This window comes from Helicobacter muridarum (assembly GCF_000765805.2).
Taxonomy (GTDB): domain Bacteria; phylum Campylobacterota; class Campylobacteria; order Campylobacterales; family Helicobacteraceae; genus Helicobacter_A; species Helicobacter_A muridarum.
This window is the reverse complement of the sequence record NZ_JRPD02000003.1, coordinates 169,643-186,107: the sequence shown is the minus strand read 5'-3', so window position 1 is coordinate 186,107 and position 16,465 is coordinate 169,643. Positions and strand designations below refer to the sequence as shown.

The 16,465-nt window shown below is 33.2% G+C and carries 14 protein-coding genes; 7 read left to right on the top strand and 7 right to left on the bottom strand.

Translation table 11 applies throughout. From position 1 onward, the window contains the following. Positions 1 to 210, bottom strand: a 210-nt coding sequence (locus tag LS73_RS02670; RefSeq protein ID WP_201273575.1) for a hypothetical protein, incomplete at its 3' end; no start/stop codon positions are given. Between the two features lie 299 nt (positions 211 to 509). Here LS73_RS02670 and LS73_RS02665 point away from each other — a divergent pair. Then, entirely contained in the window at positions 510 to 1,211 is a 702-nt protein-coding gene (locus tag LS73_RS02665) for an XRE family transcriptional regulator (RefSeq protein ID WP_114985945.1), read from the top strand. A gap of 632 nt (positions 1,212 to 1,843) precedes the next feature. On the opposite strand, the gene LS73_RS02660 is transcribed toward LS73_RS02665, so the two are convergent. Genes LS73_RS02660 through LS73_RS02650 form a run of 3 tightly spaced genes read right to left on the bottom strand, consistent with a single transcriptional unit; the run spans position 1,844 to position 5,402 of the window. Next, positions 1,844 to 2,575, bottom strand: a complete 732-nt coding sequence (locus LS73_RS02660; protein ID WP_104692262.1) for a fumarate reductase iron-sulfur subunit — start codon at positions 2,573 to 2,575, stop codon at positions 1,844 to 1,846. Further along, entirely contained in the window at positions 2,572 to 4,548 is a 1,977-nt protein-coding gene (locus LS73_RS02655) for a fumarate reductase flavoprotein subunit (protein WP_034557784.1), read from the bottom strand. Before LS73_RS02655 ends, LS73_RS02660 begins: the two co-directional genes overlap by 4 nt. Positions 4,549 to 4,565: 17 nt before the next feature. After that, entirely contained in the window at positions 4,566 to 5,402 is an 837-nt protein-coding gene (locus LS73_RS02650) for a fumarate reductase cytochrome b subunit (protein ID WP_034557785.1), read from the bottom strand. Positions 5,403 to 5,723: 321 nt separating this feature from the next. Between LS73_RS02650 and LS73_RS02645 the strand changes: the two genes are divergently transcribed. Further along, complete coding sequence (locus LS73_RS02645; RefSeq protein WP_034557787.1) at positions 5,724 to 6,218, top strand: shikimate kinase; 495 nt, start codon at positions 5,724 to 5,726, stop codon at positions 6,216 to 6,218. After that, positions 6,202 to 7,254: a glycosyltransferase family 9 protein gene (locus tag LS73_RS02640; protein WP_034557789.1), complete on the top strand. Its 1,053-nt coding sequence runs from the start codon at positions 6,202 to 6,204 to the stop codon at positions 7,252 to 7,254. Before LS73_RS02645 ends, LS73_RS02640 begins: the two co-directional genes overlap by 17 nt. A 38-nt stretch (positions 7,255 to 7,292) precedes the next feature. Here LS73_RS02640 and dnaG read toward each other — a convergent pair whose 3' ends face one another. After that, positions 7,293 to 8,945 (bottom strand): DNA primase, encoded by a 1,653-nt coding sequence (gene dnaG, locus LS73_RS02635; protein ID WP_034557791.1) that lies wholly within the window; start codon positions 8,943 to 8,945, stop codon positions 7,293 to 7,295. A 77-nt stretch (positions 8,946 to 9,022) separates the two neighbouring features. Between dnaG and LS73_RS02630 the strand changes: the two genes are divergently transcribed. Together LS73_RS02630 and LS73_RS02625 are read left to right on the top strand one after the other, a co-directional pair. Next, positions 9,023 to 9,463, top strand: a complete 441-nt coding sequence (locus LS73_RS02630) for a DMT family transporter (RefSeq protein WP_034557793.1) — start codon at positions 9,023 to 9,025, stop codon at positions 9,461 to 9,463. Positions 9,464 to 9,503: 40 nt separating this feature from the next. After that, positions 9,504 to 10,790: a DUF2972 domain-containing protein gene (locus LS73_RS02625; RefSeq protein ID WP_104692261.1), complete on the top strand. Its 1,287-nt coding sequence runs from the start codon at positions 9,504 to 9,506 to the stop codon at positions 10,788 to 10,790. Positions 10,791 to 11,061: 271 nt separating this feature from the next. On the opposite strand, the gene LS73_RS02620 is transcribed toward LS73_RS02625, so the two are convergent. Then, complete coding sequence (locus LS73_RS02620) at positions 11,062 to 11,865, bottom strand: pseudouridine synthase (RefSeq protein ID WP_034556980.1); 804 nt, start codon at positions 11,863 to 11,865, stop codon at positions 11,062 to 11,064. 2 nt (positions 11,866 to 11,867) lie between these two features. After that, the gene (locus LS73_RS02615) at positions 11,868 to 13,424 is read right to left on the bottom strand and encodes a DEAD/DEAH box helicase (protein ID WP_034556978.1); all 1,557 of its coding nucleotides are present in this window, start codon (positions 13,422 to 13,424) and stop codon (positions 11,868 to 11,870) included. Between the two features lie 211 nt (positions 13,425 to 13,635). Here LS73_RS02615 and dxs point away from each other — a divergent pair, with 211 nt between their 5' ends. Then, positions 13,636 to 16,017 carry a 1-deoxy-D-xylulose-5-phosphate synthase gene (dxs, locus tag LS73_RS02610; RefSeq protein WP_052089476.1) on the top strand — a complete coding sequence of 794 codons (2,382 nt, stop codon included), beginning with the start codon at positions 13,636 to 13,638 and terminating at the stop codon, positions 16,015 to 16,017. Positions 16,018 to 16,069: 52 nt separating this feature from the next. After that, complete coding sequence (locus LS73_RS02605; protein ID WP_034556977.1) at positions 16,070 to 16,429, top strand: rhodanese-like domain-containing protein; 360 nt, start codon at positions 16,070 to 16,072, stop codon at positions 16,427 to 16,429. Positions 16,430 to 16,465: the final 36 nt, after the last annotated feature.

Here is a 16,465-nt window from a genome sequence, read left to right as displayed (position 1 = left end):
TTGTCCAACTCCTATTGTCTTTTTAGGGATATAGAATCCCTCTTGCTCTAGCGCAATTCTTAGCTCCTTGCTTTTACCATATCTACCTTGTGTCTTGCCTGTAGATAGGGATTTAAGCAGAGTTAAATGTTTTTCTACACCCTTAGAAATCGCCCAAGCCCTAAGCCTCATGCCTCTTTTTAGCATTTGTGCTGCTACACTCTCATTCATTCTTATCCTTTTTATGATTTTATGCTATAATCCACTAACCCCAGAGCCTAAAGCTAAGGGGAAAGTGAATTGAAAATTAAGTTTGAAAGCTGTTTAGCCTATTTTAAAGGTTATTTTCAGCCTCCAAAGCTTAAGTTTTACAACCACTTTTTTAAACTTCTTGATTTTCATCATTCAGTCCTAAAAGTGATATTCTTCCCACCCTCCCTACCAATTAGCCTATCTTTAAACTTTTTAAGCTAAAATAAGCTAATTAGAGTAATTATACGATTTATTTTTCGTATTGTCAAAGGCTTAGAGTGAATATACATAAAAAAATTCGTGAAATAAGGGGTGAGTTAACTCAAGAGGAATTTGCAAGCCGATTAAATATTAATTCGAGAACACTCCAAAACTATGAGTATGGAAAAACATCTCCAACGGCAGATTTTTTACAAAAAATAAGTCAAGAATTTAATATAGCAACATCATATTTTTTTGATGATGAGATTCCCAAGTCGCCTCAAAATAGATTCCTTAGTGATTCCTTAGTGATTCCTAAGTCGCAAAATAAAGGATTCCTTAGTCAAAATAACTCTCAATCAAATGACACTATCCAAATCCCAATTTATGATGTCTATGCAAGTGCAGGGCAAAGACTTATTAATGATGAGAATATAGAAAGCTATGTAGGGATTGATAAGAGCTTTTTGCATAGGAATTTTGGGCTTACTTCTTTTGTGGATTTGTCAATAATCCACGCTAGAGGTGATTCTATGCTCCCGACCATACCACCTAATTGCAAGCTTTTAGTGCAAAGCAAGGCTTCTTTAGAAAAAGGCATACCAAGAGAGGAGCAAATCTGCGTTACCCGCATAGATGATGAGCTATATATCAAAAGACTGCAAAAACGTCCAAAATACAAGCTTATAAGCGATAATAAAAGCTATGATGACATAATACTAGAAGGTGAAAACTATGAAATATTAGGTGTTGTAGTAGGTTTATTTCAAAAACTTTAATGCTATTTGTTTTACTAAAAGCAATTTTACAAATTTTACTATTTAAACATTTAAATATTTTTGTTTAAAAGCGTTTAAATGCCCTTAAAATCGCTCTTTTCTCATGATTTTTAGACTCATGTATAGGATAATGCACAGGAATGTATAGGATTCTTTTTACAATGTATAAAAATCTTTTGACAAATTCAAGAAAATAACCCCTCACTTTGATTTCACACAAACATGCCACAAACTCCCACCCACACGCTATTTTCTTCATATATTCATCACTTTGATTTTATAATATCTTTTACACTTATTTATTATCATTTATCAATTTGATTAATTTGAATTTTACTTGTTATTGTGATTTAAAATTAGTATAAATTAATTAGATAGAACCAACACAAGATAAAATTTCTGTGTCATTCTTAAAAACTTTCATCTGAAGAATTATATGGAATTATGTTAGGACAAAAGAGGTATATCATTTTACCAAAGCCCAAAGCGTTATGAAACATATAGCTGCAAAATGTACATATAATACAAAGGACAATCGTAAAATAATTTACTCTTTAGTATATAAAGCCTCTCATATATTAGAAGCAATATATCGAATAGTAGATAAATATCTACTATCTAATTATAGCAAATTATCGTAAGGCAACCATTTTACGCCTTAAATATGCAATTTTGCTTTGCAATGGCAATTCTTTAGGGCAAACATCATGACATGCAATTAGGCTCATACAACCAAAAACACCATCATCATTTCCAATTAGCTCATAATAATCATCATCAGTGCGCTCATCATGAGGATCAATCATATATCGAACCACCCTATTCATACCCGCAGCACCAACAAAGTCATCTCTCATAACTTTAGTCGCGCAACTAGCAATACAACAACCACACTCAATACATCTATCAAGCTCGAATACCTCATCAGCTACATTAGGTTCTATTGGAACCTCAAGTTTAGAAATATCTGGTTTATGCTGTGTATGAATCCAACTTTCAACACGTTTTGTCATACCCTCAAACCAATCACCTGTATTTACACTCAAGTCTTTAATAAGCTTAAAGGCTGGTAATGGCATAAGAGTTATTACGCCATCAGGAAAATCCTTAGTAAGTGTCCTACAGGCAAGTCCGGGTCTTCCGTTAATCATCATACCACAACTACCGCATATCCCAGCACGACAAACAAAATCAAAGCTCAAATCTGGATCTTGTTGCTCTCTAATCATATTTAGAGCAATAAAAACAGTCATAGAGCTAGTCTCTTGTAATTTATATTCCCTAAAATGAGGCTTAGAAATAGCACTCTGTGGATCAAATTTTAATGCTCTAATAGTAATAGTTCTTCCTTGTTCCATACTCATCTCTTATCTCCTAATCTTTGGTTTCTTGCTTTATAGTGTGGTTGTAAATTAAATGGCATTAATGCCTCTTGTATCGCGTATCTATCTCCGCCCTTAGCTTGCACTTCTTTGGTGATTTTCTCTATCTCTGCTTGTCTTATCGCACTATTTGGATGTTCTATAATCATACCTTTAGCTCCATATCCACGGAATCCGGGGGCTATTTCCATTTTCATAATATCCAAATCTTCATATGTTATATCAGGCAATGTTTGAGCCGGATCATCTCCCCAACCTGCAAGAGTTCTTTTTAACCAATTCAAATCATCGCGCTTTGGAAAATCCTCTCTTGAGTGTGCTCCTCTTGATTCTGTCCGATCAAGCGCACCCTTAGCTATACATAAAGCGATTTTGAGCATTTTAGTAGTACGATAAGCATCTTCTAATTCTGGATTATTATGAACCTTTTTATTGGTTACACGTATATTCCTTGTGCGCTTATATAAATTCTCTAGTTTATTTAAAGCATCTTGTAAGCCTTTGCCATCACGAAAGATTCCGACACTATGTTCCATTACCTCTTTCATGCTATTTTTTAATTCATAAACATTTTCAGTCCCAGAGCTATTTAATAATGAAGCAATATATGACTCTTCTTTTTTGATAAAAGATTCAAGAGTTGAAGTCCGAACATCAACTTGTGCTCCTTTGCAAAATTCAGCAAAATAGTCTCCAATAATCATACCAGCAACTACAGCTTCACTAACAGAATTACCACCAAGCCTATTAAAGCCGTGCAAATCCCAGCAAGAAGCCTCACCTGCAGCAAAGAGTCCTTTAAGATAAGATTCCCCTCTATAATCTGTCCTAATACCACCCATTGAATAATGCTGCATAGGACGAACAGGAGCCCACTTTTCAGCTGGATCTAATCCTGCAAATGTCTTACAAATATCTTGCACATCACGCAAATTACGTTCAACATGCGCTCTACCCAAAATAGCAATATCAAGCCATAAATGATCACCATAAGGAGATTTTACACCTTTTCCATTCCTTATATGCTCAAGCATTCTTCTTGATACAACATCCCGACTTGCTAGCTCCTTTTTCTCTGGCTCATAATCTGGCATAAATCGATAGCCATCAACATCTCGCAAGATTCCACCATCACCGCGACAACCCTCTGTAAGTAATATACCTGTAGGCACAAGAGGAGTTGGGTGGAATTGCACAGCTTCCATATTGCCAAGCTTAGCAATACCAGTCTCCATTGCAATCGCAGCACCAATTCCCTCGCAAATTACAGCATTAGTTGTATGTTTATATACCCTACCATATCCACCTGTAGCAATCAAAGTTCCCTTAGCCACATACGCTGATAGCTCACCAGTTATTAAATCTCTAACAACTGCACCATAACATCTACCATCTTGATGAATAATAGATATTGCTTCTTTTCTATCTTGAATATCAACTCCAAGCTTATAAGCCTCATTTGCAACAGCATATAACATAGTATGCCCGGTTGCATCAGAAGTATAACAAGTCCTCCATTTTTTTGTGCCACCAAAATCGCGTGAATGTATATAGCCATGTCGGAAATCGTCTTCTGTAATAGTTACTTTCTCCCCATTAATAACCGCAGGACGATCGCCCTTTTGTATTCTAGTCCATGGAACACCAAATCCAGCTAATTCTCTAATTGCCTTTGGTGCTGTATTTACAAACATTCTGGCTACATCTTGGTCGCAACCCCAATCACTGCCCTTAACTGTATCTATAAAATGTAGATCCTCATTATCTCCATCACTCTTAACAGAGTTTCCAAGACTTGCTTGCATTCCACCTTGAGCTGCAGCTGAGTGGCTTCTCTTAACAGGAACAAGACTAAGCACAATAGTATTTAACCCCTCTTGTTGAGTAGCTATAGACGCTCTCAATCCAGCTAAACCTCCACCAATAATTAACGAATCGCAATATACTACTTTCATAAAATCTTCCTTTCAAATTACTTGCTCAAGTTCTCTTTAGCAATAGAAACTGCTACTTTAGCCATATAATCTGGATTTGCTAGATTAGATTGAGCATGTTTAGAAAAACGCTCATGATCATATTCTTTTGCATCATTAATGTCTTTGAAATTCTGATTCATTCCCTTAGAAAAATAAGCCCAGAAAGTTGCTAATCCCAATATAATAAAGAATGCACTCATAGCCCATTTAGCATTCCTTAAACCTGATATACCTAACCCTTCAAGCCAACCCCATTTAATGCAAAGTCTATATAATCCAATAGAGCCATGAAGCTCAACAGCAAATAACAATACTATATATAGTAACCAAAAATTTTGTTCAAAGAAACGGAAAGATGATCCGCTTGGTCCTATTGTATCAGGTTGTGCGAACATAATATACAAATGAACACTAGCAAGGAAAAACATAACAAAACCAGTTGCAGCTTGGATAAACCACAAGCTAGTATCGCTATGCTTCATAACATGCTTATGAGCCTTCAAAGCCAAGAATTGCCTATAATTAATAGGAAACTTTCGCATAGCCAAAAAAGCATGTGCTACAAACACTATAAAAACAAACGCTGCTACTCCGCTAACAATCTTTGGCTCACCCGCAGCAATAAAAATACTACCTTCAAAGAATTTTGTAATAGTATACATAAACTCATCGCTAATTAGTATACTCGATACAAAAAACATGTGTGCTATCATAAACAAGCCCAAAAATAAACCTGTAGCACTCTGCCACCAATCTAACCTAGCAGGCATTCTACTCTTTTTACGTTCGGGAGTTATACCCAAATATCCCTCAATAATCTTATCTTCTTGCATTAAGCCTCCCTTAAAAACTCGAAATACGCGGTGTAGTATATAACCTCAACCTAGCCATATACGACATGTTTGAGATTATAAAATATATTTTCTTGAAATATCTTTTTATTAATTTTGTATTTATTTTTTTTTACAAAAATGAGTAAAAAATACACACTGTTAATTTTATATCTAAGAATGAAATTGATAATTTAATTTTATTTTTAACTTTTAAATATTATAATACAAATCTTATTTTATAAACTTTAACTATAAAATCACGCGTTATCATAATATAATCATAACCTTAAAATTACCAAATTTTAAGGTTAGGAATTAATTATGCAAAATATAGTTTTGATTGGCTTTATGGGCAGTGGTAAAAGTAGCATTGCGTCAATGCTAGCAAAAAATTTGGATAAGAGTTTAATAGATAGTGATAGCTATATAGAATCAATACAGAAAACAAGCATTAAGGACATTTTTGCTTCAAAAGGAGAACATTATTTCCGTTTGCTTGAAAAAAACTTTATAGATGAGTTTGAAAATAGTAGCAATAACATCATAGCCACAGGTGGTGGTATGCCAATATTTAACGACATAAGCAAGCTTGGCATTGCTATATATCTAAAAATAGATTTTGATTCTATAGTGCAAAGAATTATAAATGAAGTAAATACTAGACCATTATTTAAAGACATTCAGAAGGCAAAAGAACTTTATATACAAAGAGAGCCACTTTATACTAAAGCAAGCAAAATAATCATTAATGCAAACACAAATCCCACAAAAATCATGCAAGATATTATGAAAGCTATAGATGATAAGACTAAATAAAGACAAAAGCTATCATTTCTTGCTTGTTTACTGCAACCAATATCAAAATCTATCATTTCCTATCTTTTGCCTACCATGTATATACTCGATAAAAACAAACTATCCAAATGCAAAAATAAGCTTACTTATACATTCAAGTATGAGATATTTACTAGACAACAATCCAGAAATAAGCAATATCTTGCTAATAGATTCCAAACATAGCCTATCTAGTGCTATAAAGGAAGCAAAAGTAGATATATCAATATCATTTACTCAAGATAAAAAAAGCACTATAGCACTATTTCTAGCCAAAGTAAAAATACGTATAGGAATATTCTCTGATTTGCATTCATTTTTATTCAATTATAAAATTAAGCAATCTAGATTGTCTCCAAAAAAACACGAAATACAATATAACCTTGACTTGTTAAAAGCTCTTAATTGTCAAGGAATTTTCTTCCCAAAACTATATTTAACCATACAGCAGCAACAGCAAGCAGGCAAATATTTGGAATCTAGATTTAAATCAAACATGGAATCTAATCTAATCATTATATATCCTAGTAAAGATGGCAATAGCATAGGTTGGGAGGTTAAAAACTTCTTTAGCACTGCGAATTTACTAGCTGATGACAATATGATTCTAATCATTGCAAACCCAAGTGAGCAAGCAGCATATGAAACTATGCTAGAGCAATATTCAAATTTGAGTAAAAATAATCTATACATATCAAACAACCAAAAGCAACTGCTAGCAATAATAAGTTATGCTAGATTGTTTGTATCAAATAATACTCTACTTTTACATTGCGCTAGTGCTTTAGGAGTGCAAACATTAAGCCTAAATCAATATAGCAAACATAATAATCCCATGAGATATGGAATCTTTAGCAAGGAAAAACACCACACAATGCTTACTCCGCTAGGAATCTTCAGCTACAAAAATCTAGATTCTATTATCAAAGACTATGCCAAAAATCCAGCTATCGGACTGCGTCTAGATAATATACAGCCAAAACTAGTCTATGATATTATCAAAGCAAAATTGGAATAAAACTATCATCATGCAAATAAATGCTAGTTTTTAAAGCACTATACAACGACTAATCTACGCTCTAACTCTAATATACGTATAGCATTCCTTAGCTTGCCAATAGCCTCAATCCTAGCCATGCCAATAAGATTAGAATCCCTTGAGATATTATTGACTAGATTTTTAGCATAGGCAAGCAAAAAGATTCTAAGCTCATAGGCAAATTCCTTATTAGAAAAGCTTGCATTACTCTTAAAACGTAAAGTCATAATTTTATCATGTTCTCTTATACCATTAGATATCATGCTAAACTCCTCTCTATATGTCATAAAATGTTTTATATCCAAAAACTGCATTCCAAGATAAAAATTCTCTTCATTATCTAGCATGCTAACAAGAATGTTTGCCTCTGAAATATTATCAAAGCTAGGTATAATGGCTATATCTTTTTGCTTTTCGTATTTCTTTGTGATATGTCTTTTTTGTATATTTAGCAATTGTGGTAATTTTAGGGCTTTATAGTCATCTTGTATAAGTGGGTTTAGCGTGTGCATGAATTCTAAACTAGCCTGTAAGGCTTGCTGCTTTTGTATAGGATTTTTTAAATCAAACTTCATCACAATATCCTCTAATACAAAATCAATAAATGACTTAGCATGCTTTAGGGCTAATCTAAAATCATCTTCTTTATGCTGCAATATCATATCAGCAGGATCAAGCCCATCTCTAAGCAAAACTACACCACCATCTTTACTATGCTTAGATAAAAATCTAGCAGCTTTGCAAGCAGCATTAATGCCTGCTATATCTCCATCATAGCACATATATATACTTGTATTGTCCTTATTAATAATGCCTAAATGACCATTATTTAGTGCTGTGCCAAGCGTAGCAACTGCATTACAAAAGCCAGCTTGATGAAGTAAAATAACATCTAAATATCCTTCACAAACAATCATGCTTTTTTGCTTATAGATAGATTGCCTTGCTAAATTGTAGCCATATAGAATCTTGGATTTATTAAAAATTTTGCTTTGATGGGAGTTAATATATTTTGCAATATGCTTATCATTGCTTAATGTCCTGCCGCCAAATCCAACTACAGAACCATTAGCAGAGCAAATAGGAAATGTGATACGATTGCTAAATCGTGCATATGGTCTATTATAACTCTCAATTAATATTCCATACTCTAATGCCTCTTTATAGCTAAGAGAGTGCTCTTGCAAGGCTTTTTGTGTCTCAAAGCTAGCTCCACAATAGCCAATCTTAAAATTCCTAATAGAATCCATACTTAAGCCACGAGAGAATAGATATTGCAATACATCTTGATTATTTAATAGATTGTTATGATAAAAGCTAGCAATGGAATCCAAAATATGACTCTTTTTCTTGCTAGCACCATTTTCATGATCAACATACTCAAGCGATATACGATAAAAGCTAGCAATTATCTCTAATGCGTCCTGAAACCCTACATTCTGATGTTGCATGACAAATTTGATTCCATCTCCACTTGCTCCGCATGCATGACAATGATACAAACCTTTTGCTTGACTAATAGATAGGCTTGGCGTTTTATCATCGTGGAATGGGCAAAGTGCCATAAAATTAATACCAACACGACTTACATCAATATAATGGCTAATCAAATCAACAATATCAATATTTGATTTTAATAGATCAATGCTTGCTTGTGTGATACTGGGCATATAACTCTCCAAGTCAAATAAAAGAGATTCTAACGCAATCAATGATATAATGCAATTACTTTATCAAGAGAGATATAATGAAGCCTAATAATGAAATAAAACAAACAAAAAACACAGCAAGAGATAAGCAACAAAGGCTAATATCATGGATATTTTTATTCATAGCAATAGGACTTGAAATCACAGGAATAATGCTATTAAAAATTATACCATCATGGTTGGAAAAAATGGGCATTGGGGAAACATTGCAAATTCTAGGAATTCATATCCCATCATATCTCATACCAAAGATAAATCTCGTTTGTATGATGGCTTTATCATATTATTGCATGTCATTAACATTGCGTAAAATCGCTCTTGGAGTGGCATATTCAGTCTGGGAAATAGTAGGGCTAATTGGCATACTTAGTATCTCATTCATATTCTTTGAACCAACACTTACAACTAAGCAATACTATGGGATAGGAATTGGATTTATTGGAATTATATGCGTGATATTTGGTGAGAAGCATGAATAATATTTTACTACATATATCAAACCTATGATTAAGGAGCATTATGGGTATTACAAATAATAACACTTGGCGGATTATGAAAGAAATCGGAATAAAAAAGGCAATATCACATCGCACAAGCAAAGTATTACGTGGCAATATACTTATTGATATGTTTATGCCTATTGCATGGAAGTTAGGATTAGGGCTTCCAAAGGGATATAAATTTCTATATATAGCTTCACATGGAACAGGACATAATGCCATGCAAAGATTCTTATATAAATGCGGAATTAACACGAATTGGCATTTTTATGAAGATGGCTACACTAGATACAGAGAGATTTACACTAGACTTATTCGAGACAATAAAAACTACAATATCATATCTATATCAGAATATAATTTCAAAGACTATCAAAAATTCTTTTCAACTATCAAAGATAAAATCAAAGCAATATCACTTGTAAGAGATCCCATTAGTATATGCAAATCAAGCATTAATCACTCTTTAGAAAGAAATAACACTCAAGAAATAGTAATGGGGGGGGGGGGTAACCTATCTGCCATATTCAAAGATTGCATAAAATACCAACACTATAATCCACAAACAGGGCAATTTCATCTAGCCAATAATCCATGCCTAGATCAACTAGAGCATTTATTCTCCGGTAGAATCCAAATGCAAGATATGCAAGGCATGTTTGTAACAAATGATATTATAAAATCTATTCCTAGCATTTCTGAAGTTCATTACATTGATATGAGCCAAATAATAGGTAGCAAAACATATAATACCATGAATGAGCTTTCACATAAGTTTGGATTCCCACCCCCTAAAGATAAACATTATTTTGAGGGAAGTCTATATGGAGAGTTGCGTGCATTTTTACCAATAAGATTCCATATTCCAATTACAGATGGTCAAGTAGAACTCGTATGCAATCTCCAACAACACAACTTAACATTAAACGAATATAAACATGATGTAACATTGCAACTTATGCCAAACTCATACAAGGACGATAAGAACTTTAGTCATGTAAAGATTTATGCAACAAATAAAACATTAGAGAAACTACAAGATAATAGAAATATATACCTAACTAAAAAGGAATTAGAAAATCTATTTGATGTGGTGCAAAAAGAAATGCTGTGCAACAATGCCAAAAAGCTAAAAGAAAGTGATGTATTGACATATTTGAGCCAAAACCCCAAACTAGCTAAATCTCTTAAAGCTATATTAGATAATGAATTATCTCATATTAAACAAACCAGATTAGACATTATAGAATCATGGAAGTATTATTTAGAATTTGAGGCTATATGTGAAGAATTTGACATCAAGTAAAATGCTAGATTGTTAATTTAATTTATATTGATTTAAGTAGTAGGCTAAAAATTATAATTTTATGATAATATAATTTTTTATTCTATATTGGCTTTTTGATTGTAAAAGCATGTTAATAATGACTATAGAACTAACTTTCTAATATTATTTTAGTATTAATTACTCTCCATGATGGAATTATTAGCAAAATATACAAAATGAGATAAAAAATAGACAAAAACATAACTCAATATGATAACTATAAGAAAATAATATAGTGATTTATTTCTTGCTATATTAATTCTTTAGGAAGTAGCATAAAATTTTTCAAATCCCTGTATTCTTCCCTAGTGAAAAATCTAGTTTTACCAAGCGGCAGGGCATTTAGATTCACAAATCCATAGCTAACTCGCCGCAAATCAAGCACGTTAGCATTAAAATGAGCAAAAAAACGTCTTATTTCGCGATTCTTACCCTCCTTTATACATAACTTTAGCTTGGAAATCTTAGAGTTTCTTATAATCTTAAACTCCATAGCAGGAAAATCCATCGATATAATCTTGCTATGACTATGCCCGCCTGCTCTAGCATCTTTAAGCGATATGCCATTACTCATAGCATAAATAATTTTATCATTAATTTTAGAATCAATCTTGACAATATAAACACGAGGAAGCTCTGATTCCATTAAGGCACAAACAACAGCCTTACTATCACTCAATATAAGTAATCCTTCACTTGCAAAATCAAGCCTCCCAACAGGCATAAAATGAGAATACTTGGAATCTATACTATCATAAATTAATGCCCTACCCTTTGGATCAAATTTACTTACTAACTCACCCTTTTTCTTATGATAGACAATGGCACTCCAATTATTCCTTGAGTTAAACTTGCTATAGTAAATGGGCTTATTATCAATGAAAATCTTAAAGTCTTTTTGTGCTTCTATTGGATTATTAATAGCTATATCTGGAACTTTTGTATGCCTAGTAGCAATGCTATGGTTAACCCTCACCCTGCCTAGCTCGATTAACATATCTGATTCTCGTCTAGAATGCTTACTATGCAAAGATATAAATTGATTTAGTCGCAAACTCAACCCTTATAATATTTTTGCTGACTTTGTAGCTTCCTATGTTGCTTGATCTCATTGACACTTAATTTAGATTTACTATGCCTCTTATATGGCTTTTCTTGTATTCCTCTTGCATTCTTATTGCCTGATTTATCCATTCCCCTTTTTCTGCTTTGAATTCCATAATCATATTGAGCTATATCTTCATTTTGATAGGCTTCTTTACTATGTATGCTATGTTCTACTTCCTGTTTACTTAAGCCAATCTTAACATTTTTCTGTAGGTGTAAAGTAAGCAATTTTAAGGCTAACTGTGTAGTATCAAGCCTATCTCTTATGCTCTCATATAAGGAAAGCGCAACATCAGATACTTCAGATTTAATAATGCTATTAATCACGACATCATCGCTAACTCCGGGCACCTCATAAAGCTTTAATTGAGACTTAGTGCCACTTTGAATCTTATTTAAATCCTTGTATTCAAGTGGAGTAGATAATGTAATAGCTACTCCTTTATTACCAGCGCGACCTGTCCTACCTATTCTGTGAACATACGATTCAATATTTAATGGAATATGATAATTAAAAACATGGCTAATATTACTTATATCCAAACCTCTAGCGGCGACATCAGTTGCTACTAATATATCTGCTTTATTCTTCTTAAACGCTGTGATGGAATCTCTCCTCATACGTTGATCCATATCTCCATGTAAGGCTACACTTTTATAGCCCTTATTCTGTAAAAATGTATTAACCTCATCTGCTTCCTTTTTAGTACGTATAAAAACTATGCTCTTAGATGGATATTCTGTATCAATTAACCTTACAAGAGCATCATTACGTTCATTCTCATTGATAATATAGTATCGCTGTGAAATATCCTCATTAGTTGTAGTAGTAGAGGCTATCTTTATGTGCAAAGGATTATAGAGAATCTTTTCTGCTAGCTCCTGTATACGAGGGGGCATTGTCGCGGAGAATAACAATGTTTGAACATTATTTGGGATAAATTTAAAAATTTCCTCAATGTCATCAATAAATCCCATATCAAGCATTTCATCACATTCATCAAGTACCACAACAGCGGGGCAAAAATTCTTTAATCTTTCATTCTTTAAATGATCTAATAATCTACCCGGCGTAGCTATCATGACCTGAGGATTACGTTCAATAAGATCAATTTGCTTCTTAATACTCTGACCTCCATATACGCAAATAGTTTTAGTTTTAAGAAATTTCCCAAGCTTAAACACATCATCGCTAATTTGCATTGCAAGTTCTCTTGTAGGCGTAATTATTAATGCCTCAATGCTAGAATCATTCTTAAGTCCATGAAGGATTGGCAATGCGAATGCAGCTGTTTTACCTGTGCCAGTTTGAGCTTGGGCTATCACATCTCTTTTTTCCATTATGGGAGGAATTGCCTTCTCTTGAATAGGGCTAGGAATAGTAAAGCCAGCCTCTTTAATTCCTCTTAAAACCTTTTTATTTAACCCCAATGATTCAAAACTAACGCTTGGAATGCAATCATAGTTATTTGGATTATTATGTTGCTTTGTTGCATGCTCACTCATATTAAACGCTCTTTTTTAAGTTAAATTTAAAATTATTTTATGCTCATTATAGCAACAAATCCTTAATTGTTGCATTAAAGTCAACCTACTATTAAGAATACTAAAATTTCCAAATACTTAGATAACAATGAATTCTAAAATCAAGAGGACATACAACATAATGCTATGCTATAATGCAACCTGTGGAAATTAAGTTAGTGAAAGGATATAAATGCAACAGTATTCTTTAGTAGCAAACAACAACCATAAAGATAAAACACAAGAACTAACAAAAAAAGACAGCAACATAACACAAAGCATTTTACAGCAATTCAAATCTGGACGTAATATCAGAACAAGATTACAAGGTGCTAGTATAAAATCGCTTGAAGAAATATCACAAGCCATAAGGGATAGAATACTAGAAGTAGTAAGCAAAAATGGTGGACACTTAAGCTCTACTCTTGGCGCAGTAGAGCTAATTGTTGGAATGCATGCCGTATATGACTGCGCTAAACACCCATTTATCTATGATGTAAGCCATCAAGCATATGCTCATAAACTAATAACAGGCAGATATAGCCAATTTAGCACACTAAGGCAATTTGGCGGCATAAGTGGTTTTATAGCTCCATATGAAAGCACGCTTGATTACTTCATAGCTGGGCACAGTTCAACCTCTCTATCGCTAGCAGTAGGAGTAGCCAAAGCTCGTAGGCTAAATATAATTAGCAATAAGCAAAATGGCAATTCGCGATTAACAGGCAAGCCTATAGCTATGATAGGAGATGGGGCAATGAGCGCAGGTTTAGTATATGAAGCATTAAATGAGCTAGGCGACTTAAAGCTACCTGTAGTTATTTTACTAAATGATAATGAAATGAGCATTGCCAAGCCAATTGGCGTTATATCTAAGATTCTCTCAAAGACCATTGCTAGCCCACTATATCAATCTATGCGTGAGAAAGTAAAAAAGATAGTTGAAAAAATGCCCGATGGCACAGCTTTCATTGCAAAAAGATTCGAAGAGAGTTTTAAACTAATTACGCCCGGATTATTATTTGAAGAATTTGGCATTGATTATATTGGACCAATAAATGGCAATAACATAGAAGAAGTAGTATCTGTGTTAAAAAGCACGCAAAATTTAAATCGCCCAGTGCTAATTCACTGCCAAACTACCAAAGGTAAAGGTTATCAAATAGCAGAAGGAAGATATGAAAAATGGCATGGTGTGCCTCCATTTGACTTAAACACAGGTAAGGCTCTAAACACAAATAAAATGGAGAATCCAACCCAAATATTTAGTAAAACTCTATTTGATATGGCTAAAAGCAATGATAATATTGTAGGCGTTACTGCAGCCATGCCTAGCGGGACTGGCATAGATAGGCTAATAGATGAATTCCCAGATAGATTTTTTGACGTAGCAATAGCTGAACAACATGCTGTAACATCTATGGCTGCTATGGCAAAAGAAGGATTTAAACCATATATAGCTATATATTCTACATTCTTACAGAGAGCCTTTGATCAAATTGTGCATGATGTAAGCATTATGAATCTTCCTGTGGTATTTTGTATAGATAGAGCTGGACTAGTAGGAGAAGATGGGGAAACGCATCAAGGCTTACTAGATATAGCCTACTTGCAAGGCATACCAAATATTATTTTAACTGCTCCTAGAGATAATGCTAGCCTAGAGCAAGCATTATGGTGGAGTATAGAGGTAGATTCGCCAATTGGGATTCGTTATCCTAGGGGTAAATTTATAACACAAGACTTTTATGAAAACAATAAAGATCAAACTAAGCTTATATCAAAATTAGCATTAAAACTTACATCAGAATCTCCTAGTCACAACAAAGAAAGCCTAACAAGCGAAGCATTGGAAAATAAAGTTTTAACAGCAGATTCCAAATTACAACAAATACAAAAACGAAGATACATAGCAAACTCAATTATCTCTTTTGCATTATCCAATGCTAGGAGAGATTATAAATCTTATCTGCAAGAGAGAAAAGCCCAAATGGTCCTTATTTGGGAAGAAGAGTTAAAACATATTATACAGGCTATACAAAAAAATAAAAATGACTTAACATCTAACCTAGATCTAACAAATAAAGACGTTGAAGCAAATCTTAGTGTAAAAAATCATAACTCACAAGATTATTTAATAAATACCAATAAACTACAAAACATAAACAATTCTCCATATAACTCATATAAAATATTGTTATTAGGATATGGAAACGGAGTAGGTAGAGCTGCTAGCACATTAGAATCTATGTATGCTAATTACGCGATCCAAGCAGATATAATGGATATAGTGTTTCTAAAACCTCTAGATACAAAATCAATCAAACAGGCTTTAGCACAATATAGCCATATATTTGTCTTTAGCGATAACTATAAAATCAATGGAGTAGGAGCTAGGGTTATGCAATTTGCAGCAGAACTATATGCAAGTGATATGTTAGACAAGATTCCAAAGATTATTAGTTTTGAGATAGGAGATATGTTTGTTAAACATGGAAAAGTAGATTTAGTAGACCAAAGCTTAAAACTTGATTCCAAATCTTTGGCAAGACGAATATATGAAGCTATAATCTAAATTTAATATTATAGTAATTGCAAGAATTAATAAAAACAAAAAAAGGAAATATATGGAACAATATGGAACAAACTTCAAGAGCTTAGCAAAAGCTGTATATATAGATGAGATGAATTTAGAGGACTTTATAATCGTTGACGTTCGAGACGAAGAAGAGGTTAATACCGCTCGTATTAAAGGAGTGCCAAACATTACAGAACCGCATGCAATTCATAATCTAGCAAAAGATAACCCAGACAAAAAAATATTACTACATTGTAAAATGGGATTGAGAGCTGCTAGAATGGGAAATATATTAGTAGGAATGGGGTGTAATAATATATATTTCTTTGATGATGTCTTTTCAAGATTCTATCAGAAATTTGAAATTGTAGGCAATAATAAGGATAGTTTAGTAAGATTAGAATATTAGTTGAATTAAAAAAAAGGCTATTTGCTTATTGGCTTA